Origin of the sequence: Aquirufa rosea, from assembly GCF_004118285.1 — a bacterium.
GTDB lineage: Bacteria > Bacteroidota > Bacteroidia > Cytophagales > Spirosomataceae > Aquirufa > Aquirufa rosea.
Map to the genome: position 1 here is coordinate 160,054 of NZ_SDHY01000002.1, position 20,958 is coordinate 181,011.

Here is a 20,958-nt window from a genome sequence, read left to right on the forward strand (position 1 = left end):
ATTTAGGTTAAAGAAACATGACCCATAAAATAAACGCAGCCATTACGGGAGTAGCAGGATACGTTCCAGACTATGTGCTGACCAACGAAGAATTAGAAAAGTTAGTTGATACGAACGACGAATGGATAACCACTCGAACAGGCATCAAAGAGCGTAGAATTTTAAAAGGAGAGGGTTTAGGTACCTCATACATGGGTGCTAAAGCCGTTACAGAACTCCTTAAAAAAACGAATACCCAACCTGATGAGGTTGATTTGGTCATCTGTGCCACCGTTACCCCAGATTATTTCTTCCCTTCTTGCTCCAATTTAATTTGTAAAGCAGTCGGAATTCGCGAAACGGCTTCTTTTGATTTAGCCGCCGCTTGTTCCGGTTTTTTGAATGCCCTAGGAACAGGAACCGCCTTCATTGAATCAGGACGTTATAAAAAAGTAATTGTGGTAGGTGCTGATAAAATGTCGGCTATCGTAGATTATTCTGACAGAACCACTTGCATTTTGTTTGGTGACGGTGCAGGAGCGGTCATGCTAGAGCCAACGGAAGATGGCATGGGGGTTCAAGACTTTATCTTAAAGTCGGATGGAGAAGGATGCGAAAGCTTGATGCAAAAAGGTGGCGGAAGTGCCTATCCTCCTACCCATGAGACTATTGACCAAAAACTACATTATATTCGTCAAGAAGGTCAATCGGTATTCAAGTTTGCCGTTACTCGCATGGCAGATATCTCAGCAGAGATCATGGAGAGAAATCAACTAAGAGGTGATGATATTGCCTTTTTAGTACCACACCAAGCTAACAAACGCATCATAGATGCCACAGCCAATCGAATGAATATTGGAGAAGATAAAGTGATGTTGAATATTCATCGCTATGGGAATACCACAGCCGCCACAATTCCGCTTTGCTTGTGGGACTATGAAAATCAATTAAAAAAAGGAGATAATTTAATTTTAGCAGCATTCGGCGGAGGCTTTACCTGGGCATCTGCTTATGTGAAGTGGGCTTACCAACCGAAATAATTTTACATTACATACATGGCAACTACAGCAGACATTAAAAATGGAATGGTGATCAAGTACAATGATGACCTATATTCTATCGTCGAATTCTTACACGTAAAACCAGGCAAAGGTCCTGCGTTCGTACGTACTAAATTAAGATCATTGACATCTGGAAAAGTTATTGATAATACTTTCAACTCAGGGGTCACTATTTATCCAGTTCGTGTGGAGAGAAGAAAATTCCAATTCATTTATAAAGATGAATATGGATTCAATTTCATGGATAATGAATCATTTGAGCAAATCTTATTAAATGAAAATTTAGTGGTGATGGCTGATTTGATGAAGGAAGGACAGGAAGTTGAGATTTTAATCAATACAGAAAATGATGAGGCCATTTCTTGTGAATTACCTCCGTTTGTAGAATTAAAAGTTACTTACACAGAGCCGGGAGTTCGTGGAGATACGGCTAACTCGCCTAAAAAACCTGCAACTGTAGAGACAGGTGCAACGATTACAGTACCTATTTTTATTGAACAGGACGAAGTAATCAAAGTTGACACTCGTACTTATGCTTATGCTGAGCGTGTAAAATAAACAGCTTATCTCATTTTTATTACATTTGTACCACATTACAAGCAGGTAAACCTAATACTATCAAGAATGGACACCAAAGAAATACAGCGATTACTCGATTATATCGCAAAATCACCTTTAGCTGAGGTTAGTATCGAAACAGAAGGATTAAAAGTTTCGGTTAAAAAACATGGCGAAGCTACGCCACAAGTACAAGTTGTACATAGCCCAATGGCTGCTCCTGCACCCGCTGCTCCTGCTCCTGTAGCCGCTGCACCTGCCACTGCAGCACCAAGCGCCCCAGCTCCTGCAGCTGATAATTTATATACAGTTAAATCCCCGATGATTGGAACGATTTATTTAGCTCCAGGACCGGATAAAGATAATTATGTGGAGGTAGGATCGAGCATTGAACCAGGTAAAACGGTTTGTATGATTGAAGCCATGAAATTGTTCAACGAGATTGATGCAGAAGTTTCAGGCAAAATTGTCAAAGTGTTAGTAGAAAACGCTACTCCAGTAGAGTTTGACCAACCACTTTTCTTGGTAGAAAAAGCTTAAAGAAGGCTCCTTGATTTCAAGGAATTATAGCCACAAAAAAGAATTACTATGTTTAAAAAAATACTCATTGCGAATCGCGGGGAGATTGCCCTTCGTATCATTCGTACTTGCAAGGAAATGGGCATCAAAACGGTTGCCGTTTTTTCCACCGCTGATCGAGATAGCTTGCATGTACGCTTTGCTGATGAAGCGGTTTGTATTGGACCTCCGCCTAGCAAACAATCCTATTTAAGTATTCCTGCCATTATTTCTGCCGCTGAAGTTACAGGTGCAGATGCTATCCACCCTGGATATGGCTTCTTATCTGAAAATGCAGAATTTTCTCGCATTTGTGAAGAACATGGAATCAAGTTCATCGGAGCTTCTGCTGAAATGATCAATGCCATGGGAGATAAGGCTACAGCCAAAGATACCATGAAAAAAGCAGGAGTTCCTGTTATTCCTGGATCAGACGGCCTTTTAGATACAGTAGAGGAAGCTATTGAATTGGCGAAAGAAATTAAATACCCCGTGATCATTAAAGCCACCGCTGGTGGAGGTGGACGAGGAATGCGTATCATTCGTGAAGAATCAGAATTTGTGAAGCTTTGGAACGATGCCAAAATGGAAGCTGCTGCAGCTTTTGGAAATGATGGTATGTACATGGAGAAATTCGTGGAAGAACCTCGCCATATCGAAATCCAAGTAGTAGGAGATAAATTTGGGACAGTTTGTCACTTATCTGAGCGTGATTGCTCTATTCAGCGTCGTCACCAAAAATTATGTGAAGAAACCCCATCTCCTGCTTTATCAGAAGATTTACGTACGCGCATGGGTGCTGCGGCCATCGCAGGTGCGGCAGCCATCAAATACGAGGGCGCTGGTACAATTGAGTTTCTAGTAGATAAAAATGGCGACTTCTATTTCATGGAAATGAATACCCGTATTCAGGTGGAACACCCAATTACGGAAGAAGTAACAGATTTTGATTTAATAAAAGAGCAAATCAAAGTGGCTGCTGGTATAGCTATTTCTGGTCAAAATTACTTCCCTAAATTATACGCTTTAGAATGCCGTATTAATGCCGAAGATCCAGCCAATGGCTTCCGTCCATCTCCAGGTAAAATAACCAACTTGCATTTACCAGGTGGTCATGGGGTACGAATTGACTCACATGTGTATTCCGGATATACCATTCCTCCAAACTACGACTCCATGATTGCGAAAGTAATTGTGAGTGGACAAAGTAGAGAAGAGGTGTTATTACGTATGAAGCGTGCTTTACAGGAATTTGTTATTGAGGGAATCAAGACAACCATTCCATTCCATATAAAACTGATGGATGATCCTGGTTTTCAATCGGGTAAATTCACCACCGCCTTTATGGAAAGCTTCGATCTAAGCAATCTATAGGCAGTATTTTGCTAAAAACAAAAAAGGAGGCCTAGGCCTCCTTTTTTGTTTTTACAGCATCAAGATTATTTTTTAATATCTCGCTTGGATATTAGTCTATGAATTTCTAAATTTGCACTCCCATTTTTCGATTGAATGCCCGTTTAGTTGCAAAATAGGTCATAATCAAATCCTTAAGACAAATTCCGTGGTCTAAAAGGTGCGATTCAACAGTTAAACAATACTATAGTGGATACTTTAAGTTACAAAACCATCTCCGCCAATAAGGCTACAGTACAGAAAGACTGGGTGGTGGTAGATGCTGAAAATCAAGTTTTAGGACGTTTATGTTCTGAAATCGCAAAAATTATTCGTGGCAAACACAAGCCATCCTACACTCCACACGTAGATTGTGGTGATAATGTCATTGTGATCAACGCGGAGAAAGTTCGCTTAACAGGAAAGAAATTGACTGATAAGGTATACATCCGTCACACAGGATATCCAGGTGGACAGCGTTTTGCTACTCCACGTGAGGTGTTAGTTAAGAACCCACGCGGTGTGATAGAATCTGCGGTAAAAGGTATGTTACCTAAAAATCGTTTGGGTCGTGAATTATTCACCAACCTATTCGTGTATGCAGGTAGTGAACATCCACACGCAGCTCAACAACCAAAAGAAATAAAGTTTTAACGGACAATATGACCCGAAAATAGGTCAATCCTCAATCAAATGGCAGAATTAACAAGCAAAATCGGTAGAAGAAAAACGGCAATTGCCCGTATTTCAATGACCCCTGGTAAAGGCCAGATTAAAATCAATGGCCGTACGATGACTGATTACTTCCCATCTGAAATTCTTCAGATTGTCGTTAATCAGCCTTTCGCTTTAACCAACACATTAGGTTCTTATGATGTAACCGCTAACGTAGATGGTGGTGGAATCAAGGGACAAGCTGAAGCTTTGCGCTTAGCTATTTCACGTGCATTGCAAACGCAAGACTCGGAATTACGTTCTCCTTTGAAAAAAGAAGGTTTCTTAACGCGTGATCCACGCATGGTAGAACGTAAAAAACCAGGTAGAAGAAAGGCGCGCAAAAGATTCCAATTCTCTAAGCGTTAATCTAACCTTGCGTGGAAAGGGCTTGTCTGTTGCCGATGCCTTTTCCACATTTTTATTTTTCCTCATTCTTAAACTCAAAAAATGGCACAATTAACCTACAATGAATTATTAGATGCTGGTGTACACTTTGGACACCTTACCCGTAAGTGGGACCCGAAAATGGCTCCTTACATTTTCATGGAAAAAAACGGGATTCACATCATCGATTTAAATAAAACACTTTCTTGTTTAGATGAAGCAACTGCTGCTATGCGTGCTATCGTTCGTTCTGGTCGTAAGATCATGTTCGTAGCTACTAAGAAACAAGCGCAAGAAGTAGTAACTGCTGAAGCAGAGAAATTAAAGATGCCTTACGTTACTGACCGTTGGTTAGGGGGTATGTTGACCAACTTCGCCACCGTACGTAAGTCAATCAAAAAAATGTCCAGTATTGACAAAATGCTGAAGGATGAAGTTATTGTGAAAACCTTGGCTAAGCGTGAGCGTTTAATGATGACTCGTGAAGAAGAAAAGTTGAAGCGTGTGCTTGGTGGTATCACCGAATTAACTCGCCTTCCAGCCGCTCTTTTTGTGGTAGATGTTAAGCGTGAGCACATCGCCGTAGAAGAAGCTAAGAAATTAGGTATTCCGGTATTCGCCATGTGCGATACTAACTCAAATCCAGATTTAGTGGACTTCCCTATTCCTGCTAACGATGATGCTTACAAGTCGATTGCTGTGATTACAGCTGCGATTGGTAAAGCTATCGAAGAAGGTTTAGCTGAAAGAAAGCAAGATAAGGATGATGCTCGTTTAGCAGAAGAAGAGGAATCAAAGCGTATCGCTGATGAGGAATCACAAGAAGCTGCTAAAGTAGCCGCTAAGTACGAAAAAGAAGCAGAACAAGAATAAACATATTCATAAAATGTCAATTACAGCCGCAGACGTTAATAAATTACGCCAAATGACTGGCGCCGGAATGATGGATTGCAAGAAAGCTTTAACAGAAGCTGATGGTGATTTTGAAGCAGCCATTGATATCCTTCGTAAGGCAGGTCAAAAGGTAGCCGCCAAACGTGCTGAAAATGCAACCAACGAGGGAGTAGTACTCGTTGCTCTTTCAGCTGATCATTCTAATGGTAAATTAATCGCTTTAGCTTGCGAAACAGAGCCTGTTTCTAAAGTAGCTGATTTCAATAACCTAGCACAAAGCATCTTGGAAGCTGCCGTTAAATCACACGCTCCAAGTGTATCTGCTCTTTTAGCGGAGCCACTTTCAGATGGTCGTTCGGTAGAAGGTCACATCATTGAATTGACTGGTAAAATTGGAGAGAAAATCTCTTTAGCTGCTTATGAGAATATCGATGCAGAGAAAGTAGTATCTTACATCCACTCCAACAACAAAATCGGTGTATTAGTAGCATTTGAAGGTGTTGAAGGAACCGATGTATCTGAAGTAGGTAAAGATATCGCGATGCAAATCACTGCTATGAAGCCAGTTGCTTTGGATAAAGATGGTGTAGATGCTGAAACAATCCAACGCGAAATAGAGATCGGTAAAGATCAAGCTCGCCAAGAAGGTAAGCCTGAAGCTATGTTAGAGAAAATTGCGATAGGTAAATTGGAGAAATTCTACAAAGAATCTACTTTGTTGAACCAACAATTCGTAAAAGACTCATCCATCAACATTCGTCAGTTGTTAGAGCAAACTCAAAAAGGGTTGACTATCTCAACTTTCAAACGTGTGGCTTTGGCATAATTCCAAAACCACCGAAATATTAAAGAGGCTGCCTCAAAAGGGCAGCCTCTCATTGTTTTAAACAGTCTCAATATCTCAAAAAAAATAGACCATAAAGCCATGTGATGATTCTTCTGGCCGCTTATCTACTTTTGAAACTAACTCTCCTACTAAATCTTCCTCCTGTATAAATGTACATCCTCGATACCTCGAAGTGTATAACCTCGCTTTTTAATTACCCCTGTCTCAATTAAATGGTTATGGCGATTATTAGCTTCATTTAACTTTTGGAAAGACTGCCTTTTAATCAGAGTATCCCTTTCCTTCTCAATTAATAATTCAAATTGCGCAACTATACTAAGTTCTGTTTTCATATCATTTAAACGAATTTTCTAGTTTGAACAAAAATAGGAAGATTATTACTAATTATGTAATCTGATAGTAAATCACAATAATCTCTAATCAAATTTCTTAAAGTAAGATCGCTTGAAAAATCTTCAATTTTAAGTTTAAGTTCTTTTAATGCATCAATATTAATTGGTCGACTATGTGATTTCCATTTACTATTGTTACTTAATTCTTTTGCGATTTCCTCTGCTCTCAATTCCTTTTGCTCCAATGTAACAAGCTGACCCATATATTGTAGAGAGGTAGAATGAATATCCCAATTTTTGAATTTATATTTCACTAACCACTTTTTCAACAAATCTATGTCAAATCTTTTGCTTGTTCGTAACTCCTTAATTCTGCCAAGTCCAAATCTTTAATCATCAAATATTCGGCATCTGTTAATACCCCTCTAGATGATTTTTCAATTGCTTCATGCACCTTATCCAAATAACCTAAAGCAGCCACCCACTTACCTTCTTTATTTTGAACTTGTGGATCTATAGGCCCCAATACTGAGAAATAATCCATAAAAATATTATCGCCACTCATACAAAATATAGTTCCTGCGCTATAAGCATAATTTGGAATAATAAAATCAACTATTTCATCATATGTTGCCTTATGATATTTACATAACGTTTAACCGCAATTGCGCTACCCCCTGGAGTTGTCAATATCACAATTAGTCTATCCTTCTTTTTTTCATTATCCTTGGCTAAATCCTCAATCAAATCTAGAATGGAATTTTCTAAACCATCTACGATTTGACCACTGTATGAAAATACATCAGCATTTAAATGACTTTCCAATGCCAAAAGTTTTTCTCCTAATAATTATAATTGCTTAATCGTATTATGAACATTTGGTTTCATTAAATTATGTTATGTTTAGCCAATTTTAAATAATAAATACTTCTTTTAAAATCGATCAATTAAATCATTCGAAGAATTATCAACATGTTTATTTTTAACAATGATAATTTATTCCACGTGACACATAATTTCTAATTTTTAAGAAAGTCGTAATTTCGTATTTTCATTAATCACAGACATTTTCTAACTTGTAGATAGTTTATATCAACCATTTCCCTTTCTTTATTAACGAATGTCGAAAATCGTAATCCTAGGCGGAGGTGAAAGTGGCGTAGGCGCTGCCCTACTAGCCAAGCACCAAGGTTTCGAAGTTTTTTTGTCTGACCAAGGTCAATTAAAACCAGAGTACCAACAAAACTTAGTGGATGCGGGCATTTCATTTGAACAGGGAACACATACACTGAGCCAAATACTCGAAGCTCAGGAAATTATCATCAGTCCAGGTATACCTGAGAAAAGCCCCATCGTCAAGGAAATCAAGCAAAAAAACATCTCCTTGGTTTCTGAAATTGAATTTGCTTCTCGCTACACGAATGCTAAAATCATTGCGATAACCGGAAGTAATGGCAAAACCACCACTACCCTTTTAACCTATCACCTCCTGAAAGAAGCTGGGCTAAAAGTAGGCTTAGCAGGGAATATTGGTCAAAGTTTTGCCAAGCAAGTCATGGAAAACCAGCATGAATATTATGTGCTGGAAATATCCAGTTTTCAACTCGACCGCTGCTTTAAATTTTCTCCTGATGTGGCCGTATTATTGAATATCACCCCTGATCATTTAGATCGCTACGAGTATCAATTCGAGAATTATATTCAATCTAAATTTCGGATTTTTCAAAATGCCGGCGCTCCTCAAACTTGCATTTACTGGTCTGAGGATCCCGTTTTAATGTCACATGCCCAGGCTCTGCCTAAGCATGCTCAGCTAAAGACCATTAGTTTCAGCGATGCCAATGCCGAAATGCTGATCCAAAACAATCAGTTAATAGGGCGTTCCCAATTCCATTTGGCTTTAGAGGATGCCCCCTTAAAAGGACCTCATAATGCCATCAACATGTCGGCGGCTATCTTGGCAGCAGAATCAGTCGGCATTCAGCTGGCTGATATTTACCAAGCATTAAAGACTTTTCAGAATGCGCCTCACCGACTAGAACCTTGTGGAACTTGGAATGGAGTGCAATTTATCAATGATTCCAAAGCTACCAATGTGGATGCCGTCTATTATGCCTTAAATAGCTTCCAACAGCCCATCATCTTATTGATTGGGGGAGTCGATAAAGGTAATGAATATGAAGTCCTGGATGAACTAATCAAATCCAAGGTAAAAGGGATGATTTGTCTGGGCACCGACAATAAAAAATTAGAGTCCCACTTCGGAAATATTTGTCCACAAATATTTTCTACAGACAATCTACAACTAGCTGTACAAAAAAGTATAGATTGGGCTCAAGCTGGTGATGTAGTCTTATTATCGCCTGCCTGTGCAAGTTTTGATTTATTCAAAAACTATGAAGACCGAGGAAATCAATTTAAAGCCATGGTAAAATTGCTACAAGATGGAGAATAAAATCACGGAATTCATCAAGTCCAAATTAGCCGGTGATTACCAAATATGGTTTATCGTATTTGTATTAAATGCTTTTGGATTGCTCATTCAATTTTCTGCTAAAGGAAGAATGGTCATGATGAACCCAATGGATCCTATTTTCAGTTTTGTCAAGTCCTTGGCTATTTTGGGTATATCCTTTATTTTGATGTCTTGGTTTTCTCGACAGAACTATTTAAAATTTGCCCAATACAGCCACATTGCCTTATTATTTTCTTGGGTTCTCATTTTAATCGCCTTTATTTTTGGGGAAAGTAAGGGTGGTGCTAGTCGCTGGTTAGAAATAGGCCCAATCTCCTTCATGCCCTCTGATATGGCAAAATTATGCTTGATTGGTAGTTTGGCTAAGGATTTTTCCACTCGACAATCCAACCCCGATGCCTATAATTGGCAGTTTTTCCTTTGGTTATTAATCAAAATCGGAATTACTTGTTTCCTCATCATGCTTTCGAACTTCTCCACCAGTATTTTGATATTTTTGACGAGTATCATCCTAATGATTTTTGGAAGGGTACCATTTAAGCAGATTGGATATATTATAGCTTCTGTAGCCATATTAGCTAGCTTAGTCGTTACCTTGGAAATTGGACAAAGGGCTAAAACGGTTAAGGCTAGGATTGCTAACTTCAGTAATCGTGTAGGAAAAAAAGAGGGCAAATCTGTGGATAAAAAAGACGAAGACTATCAACTCTATCGAAGCTATTATGCTATAGCTACTGGGGCATTAAGTCCTAAAGGACCTGGTCGGAGTCAGCAACGTTATTTCTTATCCCAAGCTGAATCAGATTTTGTGTATGCCATCATCGTGGAGGAGTATGGAATTGTGGTAGCTATTTTCATTCCCATATTGTTTCTTTGGTTGATGTATCGAGGGGCTAATGCAGTCCGGCATAGCGGTAAACCCTTTGGAGGATTATTGTCGGCAGGCCTTACCTTTTCCATCGTATTTCAGGCATTTATCAATATGTTGGTAGCCGTGGGAGCAGGTCCTGTCACGGGTCAACCAATGCCTATGGTATCTGCCGGAGGTACATCATTAATTTTTACGGCAATCAGTATCGGTCTGGTACTTTCAGTAAGTAGGGATAAAGACCAAGAGACTAAAGATTTAAAAACGATTATTTAGTGAGAGCAAAAAGAATTATCATTTCAGGAGGTGGTACCGGTGGACATATCTACCCAGCTATTGCTATCGCCTCGGCTATCCTAGAAATTGAACCCAATTGTGAATTTCTTTTTGTGGGGGCCGAAGGTAAAATGGAAATGGAAAAGGTACCCAAAGCTGGTTTCCAGATTGTGGGTTTACCCATCGTAGGGATAAATCGTCAACATATGATGAAAAACCTGCTTTTCCCTTTCAAATTATTCAAAAGTCTCTCTCAGGCATTTTCTATTTTACGCGAATTCAAACCTGATATGGCTATTGGCGTGGGAGGATATGCTTCTGGCCCTATGTTAATCGCAGCTTGGATCAAAGGAATTCCTTTCGTAATTCAGGAGCAAAATTCCTTTGCAGGAATTACCAACAAATTTTTGAGCTCTAAAGCTCAGCGTATTTTTGTAGCCTATCCCCATATGGAAAAGTTTTTTCCTGCAAATAAAATACTGTATTTGGGGAATCCTGTGCGTAAAGATTTGATTGACCCGTCAGGTAAAAAAGAACTGGCCATCAAGCATTTTAAGCTACAAGCAGGCAAACCTATTATCCTCATCATTGGGGGTAGCCAAGGATCTAGGACCATTAATTTGGCCATTCAAGCTGGACTTGAATCCTTGGCCCATGCTGGTATACAAATCATTTGGCAAACAGGAATTCCATTTGAAAATGAAGCGCTAGATTCCGTGAGCAAATGTGAAGAGCTTTCTGCCTATGTTTCTGCCTTTATCTATGAAATGGATTTAGCTTATGCCGCAGCAGATTTGGTCATTTCCCGTGCAGGAGCTCTTTCTGTCTCTGAAATATGCTTGGTTGGGAAAGCCAGTATATTAGTTCCTCTTCCTAGTGCCGCAGAAGATCATCAAACCCAAAATGCTCAAAGTCTAGTGGCTCAACAGGCGGCTTTACTAGTTAAAGACTCCGAGGCAAAAAACTCTTTGGTCAAACAAGCAATTGATAGTATAAGTAATTATGAGCTCATTACTCAATTAGAAAATAATAGTAAGGCCTTGGCAAAACCTAAGGCAGCCCATGATATTGCCCAACATATATTAGACATCGTTCATATTCATGAAAAGTAATATCCAGCTAAAAGATTTAAAATATGTGTATTTCCTGGGAATCGGGGGAATAGGTATGTCGGCTATAGCCCGATGGTTTCTACACAATGGTTTCCCTGTCTTCGGTTACGATAAAACGGAAAGCCCACTGACAAAAACACTAAGTCAGGAGGGAATGCAAATCCACTATGAAGATGATATTGACTGTATTCCAAAAGTCATTCTAGCTGATACAGCACATAGTTTATTCATCTATACCCCAGCTATACCTGCCAATCACGCGGAGAAAAATTACTTGCTAAATCAGGGAATTCCTCTTTATAAAAGATCAGAAATTTTGGGATGGATTACTCAGCAAATCCCGACATTAGCGGTGGCAGGAACACATGGAAAAACAACTACCTCTTCTCTTTTGACGCATTTATTGATTCATGCTCAAAAGAATGTCACAGCATTTTTGGGAGGTATTACACAGAACTATGGCACCAATTATATCCCCAATAAGGATAAGGAAAATATCATTTGTGTGGTAGAAGCAGATGAATATGATCGCTCATTTTTAACGCTTCACCCATATGCAGCGGTGGTTACTTCTACGGATGCGGATCATTTAGATATCTATGGAGCCTCAGAACAAGTCGTGGAATCATTTCAATTATTTGTCAGTCAAATTCAATCCGACGGATTCTTTATTCAAAAGGATGGTTTAAACCTAGCTTCCAAACACCGTAAGGCTACATTTGGAATTGAATCAGGTGATTATCAAGCAGTTAATATCCGTATTGAAGAACATCGAATGGTCTTTGATATGCTATATCCGGAAGGAGAAATCAAAGATATTCCCATGCGAATCCCTGGCTTTCACAACATTGAAAACGCCTTGGCAGCGGCAGCATTGGCCCGACAGGTGGGATTGAGCGGTGAAGAAATTAAAGCTGGAATAGCCAGTTTCAAAGGAGTTAAAAGGAGATTTGAATATCATTTAGAGACCCCAGAGCATGTCATGATTGATGACTATGCCCATCATCCAACAGAAATTGCAGCCTGTTTAAAATCTGTCAAAGCTCTTTATCCAGATGAAAAAATTGTGGCGATATTTCAACCACACCTATTCTCACGTACCCGGGATTTTTTAAATGATTTTGCTCAAAGTCTGTCTTTGGCAGATGAATTATATTTGTTGGACATTTATCCAGCCAGAGAACTACCTATTCCAGGGGTTAGTTCTGAAAAATTACTAGATAAAATTAATTTAAAGCAGAAGCAGTGCATTAGTAAAGAAGGATTGGTAGAAGCCATTAAAAAGGAAAAACCTGCTTTGCTTGTCACCATGGGGGCAGGAGATATTGATCTTCTATTGACAGATTTAAAAGCTGCATTACAATAAATATTTCAAAAAATGGCGTTAATGAATGCAAGTAGGTGGGCCCTAGTCAAACGATTAATTAGCTTAATCATCTTGTTAGCATTGGCCATTGCCGCTGTCATTTATTCGGATTTAGCCTATAATGATATTAAGTGCACAGGCATCGTGGTTAAGCTCGATTCTGAAAATGAAAGACCTTTGCTTGGTAAAAAGGATATTAACAACGTGGTTACCGAGCAAGGTACTCGCTATTACACGGGCAAATACCTTCAAAATATTTCCTTGCACCATATGGAAGAACGGGTTAAACGTATTCCATTGGTTAAATCCTGTGAAGCACACTATGACTTTTCAGGAAAAATCATCATTTCTGTGAAGGAGTATAGCCCAATCGCACGCATACTTCGCAACACCTTAGGCGAATCCAATCAAAATGACCAATATGTCACCCAAGACGGGAAATTTATTGGAACAAGTCCGCTATTTACTCCTAGAATACTGGTTGTTTCAGGTCCGTTCTTCAAAAATAACCGTAAAAACTTGAGTGATTCCAAAGGAAAACACCTCATCGAGCTATTTGAATACATCAATAACAACGAATTTTGGCGGGCACAAATTTCCCAATTGGAAGTGGCAGAAGATGGAGGAGTGGTTCTTATTCCAACAATTGGTATCACAAAAGTTGATTTTGGTTTACCCATCAACATTCCCACGAAATTCAAAAAATTGGCCCTCTTTTATAAAAAAATTATCCCTAATAAAGGGTGGAATACCTATAGCTGGGTACGCCTAAAATATAAGAATCAGGTTATTTGCGATTATTAGTCAAAATAGCTATTTTTAAAACTTTATGGGTTCCTTGTGAGCTAGAGTAATCTTCAATAACAAATTATGCGGAACGATTTAATTATCGGATTAGACATTGGTAGCTCTTTTGTCAGAGCAGTTGCAGGTAGACAAAATAACTCAGGCAAATTAGAGATTATTGCCTCTGGTAAAGCCAATACAACAGGTCATATTTTACAAGGAGAAATTGTTAATATCAACAAAACTTCATTGGCTATTTCTGAGGCCATCAAAAAGATATCGGGAGCATTAGACGGGAAAAACACTAATTATTATTTTTCCTCCAATTTATCAGGGAGTCACATTAATGTTCAGCCATATACTAGTACTAAAATCAGAAAAAATCCTCGAGAAGCCGTTTCTGTACAAGAAATTCAGGCCCTAATCGAAGATGCCAAAAAACCTATCTTAGAAAAAAACCCCATCTTATTGCACACGCTGCCAATTGGGTTTAAGGTAGATAATTTACCTACAACCAATGATCCTGTGGGTCAAGTAGGTCAAAAGATTCAGGCTGAATTAATGATCATCACCGCCAACCCTGACAAATATGGTTTGCTGGTTCAATGCTTATTAGCCGCCGAATCTGAGCATATCAAAAAAGGCAATGTGTATTTTAGCCCAGTGGCTGCATCTACTGCCGTTTTAAGTTCAGAAGAAAAAGAAGAGGGTGTTATCTTGGTGGATATTGGAAGCGGTACCACTGAAATTAGCATGTATCAAAACAGAGGTTTGGTAAAATCCTTAGTCTTAAATTGGGGAGGCGATCGTTTAACGGAAGATATTCGAATAGGATTAAACGTATCCTATGAAAATGCTGAGGCATTGAAAACCACCTTTGGCTCGGCTATCAGTAAGTTAATTGACATCAATGAAGTGGTTATGATTCCAGGCATCGCTGGACGTAAACCTACTCCTGTTTCCGTTAAGAATCTAGCCATCATTTTAGAAGAGCGCTTAAAAGAATTAGCAGCAAAAATCATTGCTGAGGTGAGTCAAGTTGGCGATCCGCAATCCTTTAAGAGTGGAATTGTTTTATGTGGTGGAGGTGCTCAACTACCCGACATAGCCGAACTTTTCCAAAAAGTTACCGATTTAGAATGTCGTGTAGGAGTACCTATGGTAGTTCAGAACTCCCAAGTATCAGAAGAGATTCTTGACCCTTCATACGCTACAGCTATTGGTCTGATTCAAGTGTATTATGAACAATTGAACGAAGCCATTTTATCTGAGGAAGCGGAAGCTACAACTATCATTAGCCAGACGGGTGCTGAAATAAACCAAGGAAATAACAAAGACAAACCAGGTATTAAGAAAATTTTCACCCGAGTAGTAGATGTACTCATGGGTAGTAATGAAGCAGAAGGCGAATACTAATACCTTCGCTCCTATTTAAACATAAAAAAAAATCCGAGGAAGGTGATTCCTCGGATTTTTTGTTGATACCATACATTAAGGCTAAACTCTACCAAAGAGGTGAAACTCTACCAATTGAATCATGATATGAATAACTTTAATGTGAATTTCCTGAATACGGTCCGCAAAACCATCATGCTCCACACGAATCTCAACATCGCCAGTATCTGCCAATTTACCTCCATCTTTTCCTGTTAATAAAATCACTTTCATCCCTTTCTCCCTTGCTGCGCGTACGGCTTCAATAATACTAGCTGAATTTCCACTAGTTGAAATTCCTACTAGCACATCATCCTCTTGACCTAAGCCCTCTAAAAAGCGAGAAAATACATAATTATAGCCAAAATCATTACTCACACAAGTGATGTGAGAAGGATCAGAAATAGCCATCGCAGCTAATGCTGGACGATTTTCACGATATCTTCCTGAGAGTTCCTCCGCAAAATGCATGGCATCGCAATGACTGCCTCCATTACCACAGGAAATGATTTTGTGACCATTTTTCAAAGCCCCAACTAACAATTGAGCAGCCGCTTCAACTGCTTGAATTTGTTTAGGATTATTCATGAAACGGTCTAGTACCGAATGCGACTCAACTAAAGAGTTTTGTATGATTTGCTGTACCATGTTTGTATAATTCAATTAAAAATCTCCACCTGCACCACCCCCACCGAAATCACCTCCACCAAAACCACCAAAATCAAATCCGCCACCGCTACCTCCACCAAATCCGCGTCCATCATTTCCTCCTCCCATAAAAATAGGCGGGAAAAACATACCTCCACCACGTGAGCCTGGACCAGATCCACCTCCCCTATTGATAATTGCCCTAATGATGGTAATTACAATGAGTATAAGCAAAATTACAAAAACCAAAGGTATTCCTTCAGATGAATCTCCTTCTCCGTCTGATTGAAAGGTACCGCTGGCTCTCTGCATCATTTCTGAGGTAGCCGCATTAATTCCACCATAGTAATCACCCTGTTTGAGCGCTGGCTTTAAAATGCGGTTAATGATTCGCTTGCAAATGGCATCTGGTAAGACAGATTCCAAGCCCCGTCCAGTGACAATCCTAATTTTCCTGGTTTCTGAAGTAATCAACAAAACCAAGCCATTATTTTTCCCTTTTTGACCAACTCCCCATGATTTACCAATTTCCATGGCATAATCATAAGGATCAATTTGCCCTGTATTGGGTACGATGACCACTTCTAATTGAGTAGACGTGCTGTCGGCATATCCCCTCAATTTCTGTTCTAAATTTTGCTTTTCCTCTGGACTTAATTTATTGGACAAATCCACCACATAACCGTTCGGCTTATCCGGAATGCCGGATTGAGCTAGAGTATTAGGAATCCATATGCCTAAAAAGGCAATGGATACTATCACCATACGCAACAGGTTAAGCCCCAAAGGACAACTCATCCGTGAGCTCATTGATATCGTCTTTTTGGTAAGGAAAATACTGAGTAAGCACTTCGCCAATGCGACGAACTCCCCAAGCAAGTCCTGCGCCTATTTCATTTTTAGCCAAATAAGGCCTCATTTCGTCTCGAATCGTTTCCCAAAATTCAGGATTTACTCGGGCATCGATTCCTTTATCACCAATGATGGCATACTTACGGTCCTTAATAGCTAAGTAAACTAAGACCCCATTTTGAAGGTCAGTTTGGTTCATGCCTAGTTGAAAAAAGAGCACCTTCGATCGCTCGATCGGGTGCCCTTCACAATGACTTTCTATATGTACACGTATCTCACCAGATGTATGCAACTCTGCTTGCTTGATTGCTTTGATAATCTCAGCTTGCTGATCCTGGCTAACGTGCATACCTATTTCTTTTCGTCAAAATTAACTTCAGGTGCCTTTTCCGCTCCAGCCTCAGCTTGGAAAAAGCCTTTCTCAGTAAATCCAGAGAAAGAAGCAATTAAATTATTAGGGAAAGTTACTACTTGGCTATTATAAGCTTTCACTGAAGCATTAAAACGATCTCTTTCTTCTTTTATGCGGTTTTCTGTTCCTTCCAACTGAGCCTGCAATTCAGAGAAATTCTCAGTAGCCTTCAACTGTGGATAATTTTCTGCAACTACCATCAAACGTGACAAAGCTCCACTTAAGGAAGATTGAGCTGCCTGATATTTCTGCATATTTTCAGGACTTAAATCCTTCGCATCTAATTTCATTTGCGTGGCACTTGCACGAGCTTCAATCACCGCAGTTAAGGTTGACTTCTCAAAATTAGCTACTCCCTGTACGGTCTTGACTAGATTAGGGATTAAATCCGCACGACGCTGATAAGCTGATTGTACATTGGCCCAAGAACTTTTTACATCCTGGTCACTAGTGGCTAAACCATTACGCACGCCTACTCCCCAAAAAATCACAAGAGCAATTACGCCCAAAGCAATCCAAAGTTTTCTGTTCATTGTTGATAGTATTTATTTTTGCCTTACAAAGGTATACAATTTAACATCTGTCCTCTGCAAATTTCCATTAAAATGCTTTTTCAAGGATAAATGTTCCATTTAACTGACAAAAGAATTTAAGTGGGGTTAAAAAGCTTTTTGAGCCATCAAAAAACGGTCTTTGCCATGAAAATCTTGTTTCAATTCCACATTTTTCCACCGCTCATTATCAAATAATGCTGCTGTTTCTGCACCAAATAATTGATTAATTTCTACAATTAGCCAACCCCCAATATTCAAATGCTTAGTAGCCATGCGTTCTAAGACATGATAAAAAATAAGCGGATTTGCATCTGGCACAAAGAGGGCTAAACCTGGTTCAAAGGACTTGACATGGTTTTCCATGCTAGCTGCTTCGGAAAGTTTAACGTATGGAGGGTTGGAAACAATCATATCCCAAGGCTCTGAACTATTTCTATGAGACCACTGAAACACATCTTGCAACTCAAACTGAACTTGAGCACCTAACCTATTTGCATTCTCTTCCGCCTGTGCCTTTGCATCAGGAGAAATCTCCCAAGCCGAAACATTCGCCTGAGCGGCCTCCTTCGCCAATGAAATAGCAATACAACCTGATCCGGTTCCCACATCCAAGACACGATAAGGTGGATTCAAGGTAGTCAATTTGTCGAGTGCCAAATCCACCAATTCTTCTGTTTCTGGTCTAGGAATTAGGGTATGCCGATTCAAATAAAATATTCGATCTCGAAACCATGACTTACCCAGCACATATTGAACAGGTTCATTTTCTGCCAAGCGGCCCAATGAACTTTCCCAATCCTCCACGGGCTCTACTTCCTTCCCCAGCAGGCAATCCATGCGAGAAGCTCCCGTGGACATTTCCACGAAAAAATAGGCGATTGATTCTGCTTCTTGGGGAGAATATAATCCTTGAATGCGAACCTGCACTTGTCGGACTAAATCTGCAGCTAAAACGGGCATATTAGTAAGTTCTAGCCCCAATTTACGCAATATTTTTTTTAGAAATGGCCACTAATACCGACTAGTATTTTTGCGATAATTGTATATATTTGAAATCAGTATGGAAAAAATTGAACTATTTCAATGAATTACCTTGAATCCTAATAAAACAAATTGATTATGAACATAAACCGTAGAGAAGCTGTACAGCGAGTGGTCATGCTAATGGGGGGTGTTGTATCTGCTCCTGCCATGGCTGGACTGCGTGGAGAAAAGTTAAACCACGGCGCATTTGTCCAAGTAACGGCAGAACAAGAGTCCTTATTGGCAGAAGTGGCTGACGTTATTATTCCAAGCAGTTCAACACCGGGTGCTAAAGCAGCGGGTGTTGAAAAATTCATTGTACGAGTGGTACGTGATTGCTATCCAAAAGAAGACCAAGAGCATTTTTATGCGGGTTTAGCGAAATTAGAAGCAAATTGCCAAGCGAAAACTGGCAAGTCTTTTACTCAAGCTAATGCTGTAGAAAAGAAAGATATTCTTACTGGCATTATGCTAGAATCAGATGCAGAAAGAACAGCTAATCGTGGTAAGAAAGCCCCAACTCCATTCTTTTTTATGATGAAAGAATTAACCACTACCGGTTATTTTACTTCCGAAATTGGTGCGACCAAAGCCTTGGAGTATTTACCAATTCCTGGCAAATTCGACGGATGTATGCCATTAGCTCCAGGCCAAAAAACTTGGGCTCTTTAATTTTCATGTCAAGACAAGCATAAAATGAACTTAAACATAGATTCAATAAAAAATCAAACTTACGATGCCATCATCGTAGGTTCTGGAGTTTCTGGCGGGTATGCTGCCAAAGAATTAACAGAAAAAGGCTTACGTGTCCTGGTGCTAGACCGAGGTAGACAAATGGAGCACGTGACGGGATACACACCTAGTTACAAAGACCCATGGGACTTTAAATACAATGGTTTATTGACCAATGAACAAAAGGCTACTCACCCGAAATTAGCCCGTGATTATCCTTACAACGAGATGACGGAAACCTATTGGTTCAATGATTCCGATTCCATGTACAAAGAGGAAAAGAGATTCGATTGGTTTCGTCCGAATATCGTGGGAGGAAAATCCATCATGTGGGGACGTCAAACTTATCGCTTAAGTGATATTGACTTTGAAGCCAATTTAAAAGAAGGAATTGGGGTAGATTGGCCTATTCGTTACAAGGATATTGCTCCTTGGTATTCCTACGTAGAAAAACATGTAGGTATTTCTGGAGAGGCTTTGGGCTTACCACAGTTACCTGACTCGGAGTTCTTGAAGCCAATGGACATGTATTGCGTAGAGAAAGAAGTTAGAAAGCGTATTGAGAAAAACTTCCCTGGTCGCCATATGACGATTGGTCGTGTGGCAAACTTATCAGAAGCCAAACAAGCCCAATTAGGCATTGGACGTAGTGCTTGCCAGTATCGCAACAAGTGCCGTTTGGGATGTCCCTATGGCGCTTACTTTAGTTCACAGTCCTGTACCCTACCTCCAGCAGCTAAAACTGGCTTAATGACACTTCGTCCTGATTCTTTAGTTTCAGAAATTTTATATGACGAACAAAAACAAAGAGCTAAAGGGGTACGTGTAATTGATACAGTAACCAAGGATGTTCGTGAATATTATGCAAAAATCATTTTTGTTTGCGGTTCAACTGTAAGTACCACAGCCCTTTTACTAAACTCTAAATCCCGCCGCTTCGCGAATGGATTGGGAAATGATTCTGGCGAGTTAGGTCACAATTTGATGGACCATCACTTTAAAATTGGTGCTAGTGGTGTATGGGAGGGTGATGAAGACAAATATTACATTGGTCGCCGTGCCAACGGTATTTACATCCCACGTTACCGCAATATCGGAAATGATAAACGTGATTATGTACGTGGATTTGGCTATCAGGGAAGCGGCTCCCGTCAAGGTTGGAACCGTGGTGTGGGTGATTTGAACTTTGGTATTGATTACAAAGAGTCTATGACCAAACCAGGACCATGGATGATGGCTTTGAGTGGTTTCGGTGAGACATTACCTTACCACGAAAACAAGATGTATTTAGATCCAAACACCAAAGATAAGTGGGGTTTACCGGTGGTGGTATTTGACGCAGAATTCAAGGAAAACGAGAAGAAAATGCGTAAAGACATCATGGAAGATGCCCGCGAGATGTTAGAAAGTGCTGGTTTGAAAAACGTGAGAGCCTATGACAACGGTTCATATCCGGGTATGGCTATCCATGAAATGGGAACAGCACGCATGGGTCGTGATCCAAAAACTTCGGTATTGAATGGAAACAATCAAGTTCATGCGGTGAAAAACGTATTTGTGACGGATGGAGCTTGTATGACTTCTGCTTCATGTGTCAATCCTTCCTTAACCTACATGGCTTTAACAGCCCGTGCTGCCGATTTTGCCGTGAAGGAATTGAAGAAACGTAATTTATAAGTTGATTTTCTCCATGAAAT

At 39.8% G+C, this 20,958-nt stretch carries 25 protein-coding genes; 16 read left to right on the forward strand and 9 right to left on the reverse strand.

Translation table 11 applies throughout. The features are described from left to right. Positions 1-17: 17 nt before the first annotated feature. The 8 genes from ESB04_RS03695 (at position 18) to tsf (ending at position 6,369) form a co-directional block, all read left to right on the forward strand. Positions 18-1,019, forward strand: coding sequence for a beta-ketoacyl-ACP synthase III (locus tag ESB04_RS03695; RefSeq protein WP_129026374.1), 1,002 nt, complete (start codon positions 18-20; stop codon positions 1,017-1,019). A gap of 15 nt (positions 1,020-1,034) precedes the next feature. Beyond that, positions 1,035-1,598: an elongation factor P gene (gene efp / locus ESB04_RS03700; protein ID WP_129026375.1), complete on the forward strand. Its 564-nt coding sequence runs from the start codon at positions 1,035-1,037 to the stop codon at positions 1,596-1,598. A 66-nt stretch (positions 1,599-1,664) separates the two neighbouring features. Then, positions 1,665-2,138, forward strand: a complete 474-nt coding sequence (gene accB / locus ESB04_RS03705) for an acetyl-CoA carboxylase biotin carboxyl carrier protein (RefSeq protein ID WP_129026376.1) — start codon at positions 1,665-1,667, stop codon at positions 2,136-2,138. Between the two features lie 48 nt (positions 2,139-2,186). Further along, a complete protein-coding gene (gene accC / locus ESB04_RS03710; protein WP_129026377.1) occupies positions 2,187-3,530 on the forward strand; it encodes an acetyl-CoA carboxylase biotin carboxylase subunit in 1,344 nt (447 codons plus the stop codon). A 228-nt stretch (positions 3,531-3,758) separates the two neighbouring features. Further along, positions 3,759-4,202 (forward strand): 50S ribosomal protein L13, encoded by a 444-nt coding sequence (gene rplM / locus ESB04_RS03715; protein ID WP_129026378.1) that lies wholly within the window; start codon positions 3,759-3,761, stop codon positions 4,200-4,202. Positions 4,203-4,241: 39 nt separating this feature from the next. After that, on the forward strand, positions 4,242-4,631 hold the full coding sequence (gene rpsI, locus ESB04_RS03720; protein ID WP_129026379.1) for a 30S ribosomal protein S9: 390 nt from the start codon (positions 4,242-4,244) through the stop codon (positions 4,629-4,631). An 81-nt stretch (positions 4,632-4,712) separates the two neighbouring features. Beyond that, a complete protein-coding gene (gene rpsB, locus ESB04_RS03725; RefSeq protein ID WP_129026380.1) occupies positions 4,713-5,522 on the forward strand; it encodes a 30S ribosomal protein S2 in 810 nt (269 codons plus the stop codon). Between the two features lie 13 nt (positions 5,523-5,535). Then, positions 5,536-6,369 carry a translation elongation factor Ts gene (gene tsf / locus ESB04_RS03730; RefSeq protein WP_129026381.1) on the forward strand — a complete coding sequence of 278 codons (834 nt, stop codon included), beginning with the start codon at positions 5,536-5,538 and terminating at the stop codon, positions 6,367-6,369. Positions 6,370-6,518: 149 nt separating this feature from the next. Here the strand turns inward: tsf and ESB04_RS03735 are convergent, their stop codons facing one another. The 4 genes from ESB04_RS03735 to ESB04_RS12585 form a co-directional block, all read right to left on the reverse strand. Continuing rightward, entirely contained in the window at positions 6,519-6,722 is a 204-nt protein-coding gene (locus ESB04_RS03735) for a hypothetical protein (RefSeq protein WP_129026382.1), read from the reverse strand. A 5-nt stretch (positions 6,723-6,727) separates the two neighbouring features. Continuing rightward, positions 6,728-6,985, reverse strand: coding sequence for a hypothetical protein (locus tag ESB04_RS12575; protein ID WP_205749467.1), 258 nt, complete (start codon positions 6,983-6,985; stop codon positions 6,728-6,730). Positions 6,986-7,056: 71 nt separating this feature from the next. Further along, positions 7,057-7,341: an SDH family Clp fold serine proteinase gene (locus ESB04_RS12580; protein WP_205749473.1), complete on the reverse strand. Its 285-nt coding sequence runs from the start codon at positions 7,339-7,341 to the stop codon at positions 7,057-7,059. Further along, a complete protein-coding gene (locus tag ESB04_RS12585) occupies positions 7,338-7,553 on the reverse strand; it encodes a hypothetical protein (protein ID WP_205749468.1) in 216 nt (71 codons plus the stop codon). Before ESB04_RS12585 ends, ESB04_RS12580 begins: the two co-directional genes overlap by 4 nt. A gap of 289 nt (positions 7,554-7,842) precedes the next feature. Between ESB04_RS12585 and murD the strand changes: the two genes are divergently transcribed. The 6 genes from murD (at position 7,843) to ftsA (ending at position 15,022) form a co-directional block, all read left to right on the forward strand. Then, positions 7,843-9,177: a UDP-N-acetylmuramoyl-L-alanine--D-glutamate ligase gene (gene murD / locus ESB04_RS03745; RefSeq protein WP_129026383.1), complete on the forward strand. Its 1,335-nt coding sequence runs from the start codon at positions 7,843-7,845 to the stop codon at positions 9,175-9,177. Beyond that, entirely contained in the window at positions 9,167-10,342 is a 1,176-nt protein-coding gene (locus tag ESB04_RS03750; protein ID WP_129026384.1) for an FtsW/RodA/SpoVE family cell cycle protein, read from the forward strand. The genes murD and ESB04_RS03750 overlap by 11 nt, the downstream gene beginning before the upstream one ends. Further along, complete coding sequence (gene murG, locus ESB04_RS03755) at positions 10,342-11,454, forward strand: undecaprenyldiphospho-muramoylpentapeptide beta-N-acetylglucosaminyltransferase (protein ID WP_129026385.1); 1,113 nt, start codon at positions 10,342-10,344, stop codon at positions 11,452-11,454. The genes ESB04_RS03750 and murG overlap by 1 nt, the downstream gene beginning before the upstream one ends. Next, entirely contained in the window at positions 11,444-12,820 is a 1,377-nt protein-coding gene (gene murC / locus ESB04_RS03760) for a UDP-N-acetylmuramate--L-alanine ligase (protein WP_129026386.1), read from the forward strand. Before murG ends, murC begins: the two co-directional genes overlap by 11 nt. Before the next feature lie 12 nt (positions 12,821-12,832). Further along, entirely contained in the window at positions 12,833-13,624 is a 792-nt protein-coding gene (locus tag ESB04_RS03765) for a cell division protein FtsQ/DivIB (RefSeq protein WP_129026387.1), read from the forward strand. A gap of 66 nt (positions 13,625-13,690) precedes the next feature. After that, the gene (gene ftsA, locus ESB04_RS03770; RefSeq protein ID WP_129026388.1) at positions 13,691-15,022 is read left to right on the forward strand and encodes a cell division protein FtsA; all 1,332 of its coding nucleotides are present in this window, start codon (positions 13,691-13,693) and stop codon (positions 15,020-15,022) included. An 81-nt stretch (positions 15,023-15,103) separates the two neighbouring features. Here ftsA and lpcA read toward each other — a convergent pair whose 3' ends face one another. The 5 genes from lpcA to prmC all read right to left on the reverse strand — a co-directional run bounded on the left by lpcA (position 15,104) and on the right by prmC (position 18,466). Next, positions 15,104-15,688 carry a D-sedoheptulose 7-phosphate isomerase gene (lpcA, locus tag ESB04_RS03775; RefSeq protein WP_129026389.1) on the reverse strand — a complete coding sequence of 195 codons (585 nt, stop codon included), beginning with the start codon at positions 15,686-15,688 and terminating at the stop codon, positions 15,104-15,106. Between the two features lie 15 nt (positions 15,689-15,703). Further along, positions 15,704-16,453, reverse strand: a complete 750-nt coding sequence (locus ESB04_RS12640; protein ID WP_129026390.1) for a TPM domain-containing protein — start codon at positions 16,451-16,453, stop codon at positions 15,704-15,706. Positions 16,454-16,463: 10 nt separating this feature from the next. After that, positions 16,464-16,889: a TPM domain-containing protein gene (locus tag ESB04_RS03785; RefSeq protein WP_129026391.1), complete on the reverse strand. Its 426-nt coding sequence runs from the start codon at positions 16,887-16,889 to the stop codon at positions 16,464-16,466. A gap of 2 nt (positions 16,890-16,891) precedes the next feature. Then, positions 16,892-17,485, reverse strand: coding sequence for a LemA family protein (locus ESB04_RS03790; RefSeq protein WP_129026392.1), 594 nt, complete (start codon positions 17,483-17,485; stop codon positions 16,892-16,894). Between the two features lie 126 nt (positions 17,486-17,611). Beyond that, entirely contained in the window at positions 17,612-18,466 is an 855-nt protein-coding gene (gene prmC, locus ESB04_RS03795) for a peptide chain release factor N(5)-glutamine methyltransferase (RefSeq protein WP_129026393.1), read from the reverse strand. Between the two features lie 165 nt (positions 18,467-18,631). Between prmC and ESB04_RS03800 the strand changes: the two genes are divergently transcribed. Beyond that, the gene (locus tag ESB04_RS03800) at positions 18,632-19,201 is read left to right on the forward strand and encodes a gluconate 2-dehydrogenase subunit 3 family protein (RefSeq protein ID WP_129026665.1); all 570 of its coding nucleotides are present in this window, start codon (positions 18,632-18,634) and stop codon (positions 19,199-19,201) included. A gap of 24 nt (positions 19,202-19,225) precedes the next feature. Continuing rightward, entirely contained in the window at positions 19,226-20,938 is a 1,713-nt protein-coding gene (locus tag ESB04_RS03805) for a GMC oxidoreductase (RefSeq protein WP_129026394.1), read from the forward strand. The last annotated feature ends 20 nt before the right edge of the window (positions 20,939-20,958 follow it).

What these genes read in the sequence shown, in the direction of transcription:
- ESB04_RS03785 (WP_129026391.1), bottom strand. Translation starts at nt 16,889, where the DNA reads ATGCACGTTAGCCAGGATCAGCAAGCTGAGATTATCAAAGCAATCAAG.
- efp (WP_129026375.1), top strand. Translation starts at nt 1,035, where the DNA reads ATGGCAACTACAGCAGACATTAAAAATGGAATGGTGATCAAGTACAAT.
- ftsA (WP_129026388.1), top strand. Translation starts at nt 13,691, where the DNA reads ATGCGGAACGATTTAATTATCGGATTAGACATTGGTAGCTCTTTTGTC.
- ESB04_RS12640 (WP_129026390.1), bottom strand. Translation starts at nt 16,453, where the DNA reads ATGGTGATAGTATCCATTGCCTTTTTAGGCATATGGATTCCTAATACT.
- ESB04_RS03765 (WP_129026387.1), top strand. Translation starts at nt 12,833, where the DNA reads ATGGCGTTAATGAATGCAAGTAGGTGGGCCCTAGTCAAACGATTAATT.
- ESB04_RS03805 (WP_129026394.1), top strand. Translation starts at nt 19,226, where the DNA reads ATGAACTTAAACATAGATTCAATAAAAAATCAAACTTACGATGCCATC.
- ESB04_RS03695 (WP_129026374.1), top strand. Translation starts at nt 18, where the DNA reads ATGACCCATAAAATAAACGCAGCCATTACGGGAGTAGCAGGATACGTT.
- murD (WP_129026383.1), top strand. Translation starts at nt 7,843, where the DNA reads ATGTCGAAAATCGTAATCCTAGGCGGAGGTGAAAGTGGCGTAGGCGCT.
- ESB04_RS12575 (WP_205749467.1), bottom strand. Translation starts at nt 6,985, where the DNA reads ATGGGTCAGCTTGTTACATTGGAGCAAAAGGAATTGAGAGCAGAGGAA.
- ESB04_RS03750 (WP_129026384.1), top strand. Translation starts at nt 9,167, where the DNA reads ATGGAGAATAAAATCACGGAATTCATCAAGTCCAAATTAGCCGGTGAT.
- murC (WP_129026386.1), top strand. Translation starts at nt 11,444, where the DNA reads ATGAAAAGTAATATCCAGCTAAAAGATTTAAAATATGTGTATTTCCTG.
- ESB04_RS03790 (WP_129026392.1), bottom strand. Translation starts at nt 17,485, where the DNA reads ATGAACAGAAAACTTTGGATTGCTTTGGGCGTAATTGCTCTTGTGATT.
- accC (WP_129026377.1), top strand. Translation starts at nt 2,187, where the DNA reads ATGTTTAAAAAAATACTCATTGCGAATCGCGGGGAGATTGCCCTTCGT.
- ESB04_RS03735 (WP_129026382.1), bottom strand. Translation starts at nt 6,722, where the DNA reads ATGAAAACAGAACTTAGTATAGTTGCGCAATTTGAATTATTAATTGAG.
- lpcA (WP_129026389.1), bottom strand. Translation starts at nt 15,688, where the DNA reads ATGGTACAGCAAATCATACAAAACTCTTTAGTTGAGTCGCATTCGGTA.
- accB (WP_129026376.1), top strand. Translation starts at nt 1,665, where the DNA reads ATGGACACCAAAGAAATACAGCGATTACTCGATTATATCGCAAAATCA.
- rpsI (WP_129026379.1), top strand. Translation starts at nt 4,242, where the DNA reads ATGGCAGAATTAACAAGCAAAATCGGTAGAAGAAAAACGGCAATTGCC.
- rpsB (WP_129026380.1), top strand. Translation starts at nt 4,713, where the DNA reads ATGGCACAATTAACCTACAATGAATTATTAGATGCTGGTGTACACTTT.
- prmC (WP_129026393.1), bottom strand. Translation starts at nt 18,466, where the DNA reads ATGCCCGTTTTAGCTGCAGATTTAGTCCGACAAGTGCAGGTTCGCATT.
- tsf (WP_129026381.1), top strand. Translation starts at nt 5,536, where the DNA reads ATGTCAATTACAGCCGCAGACGTTAATAAATTACGCCAAATGACTGGC.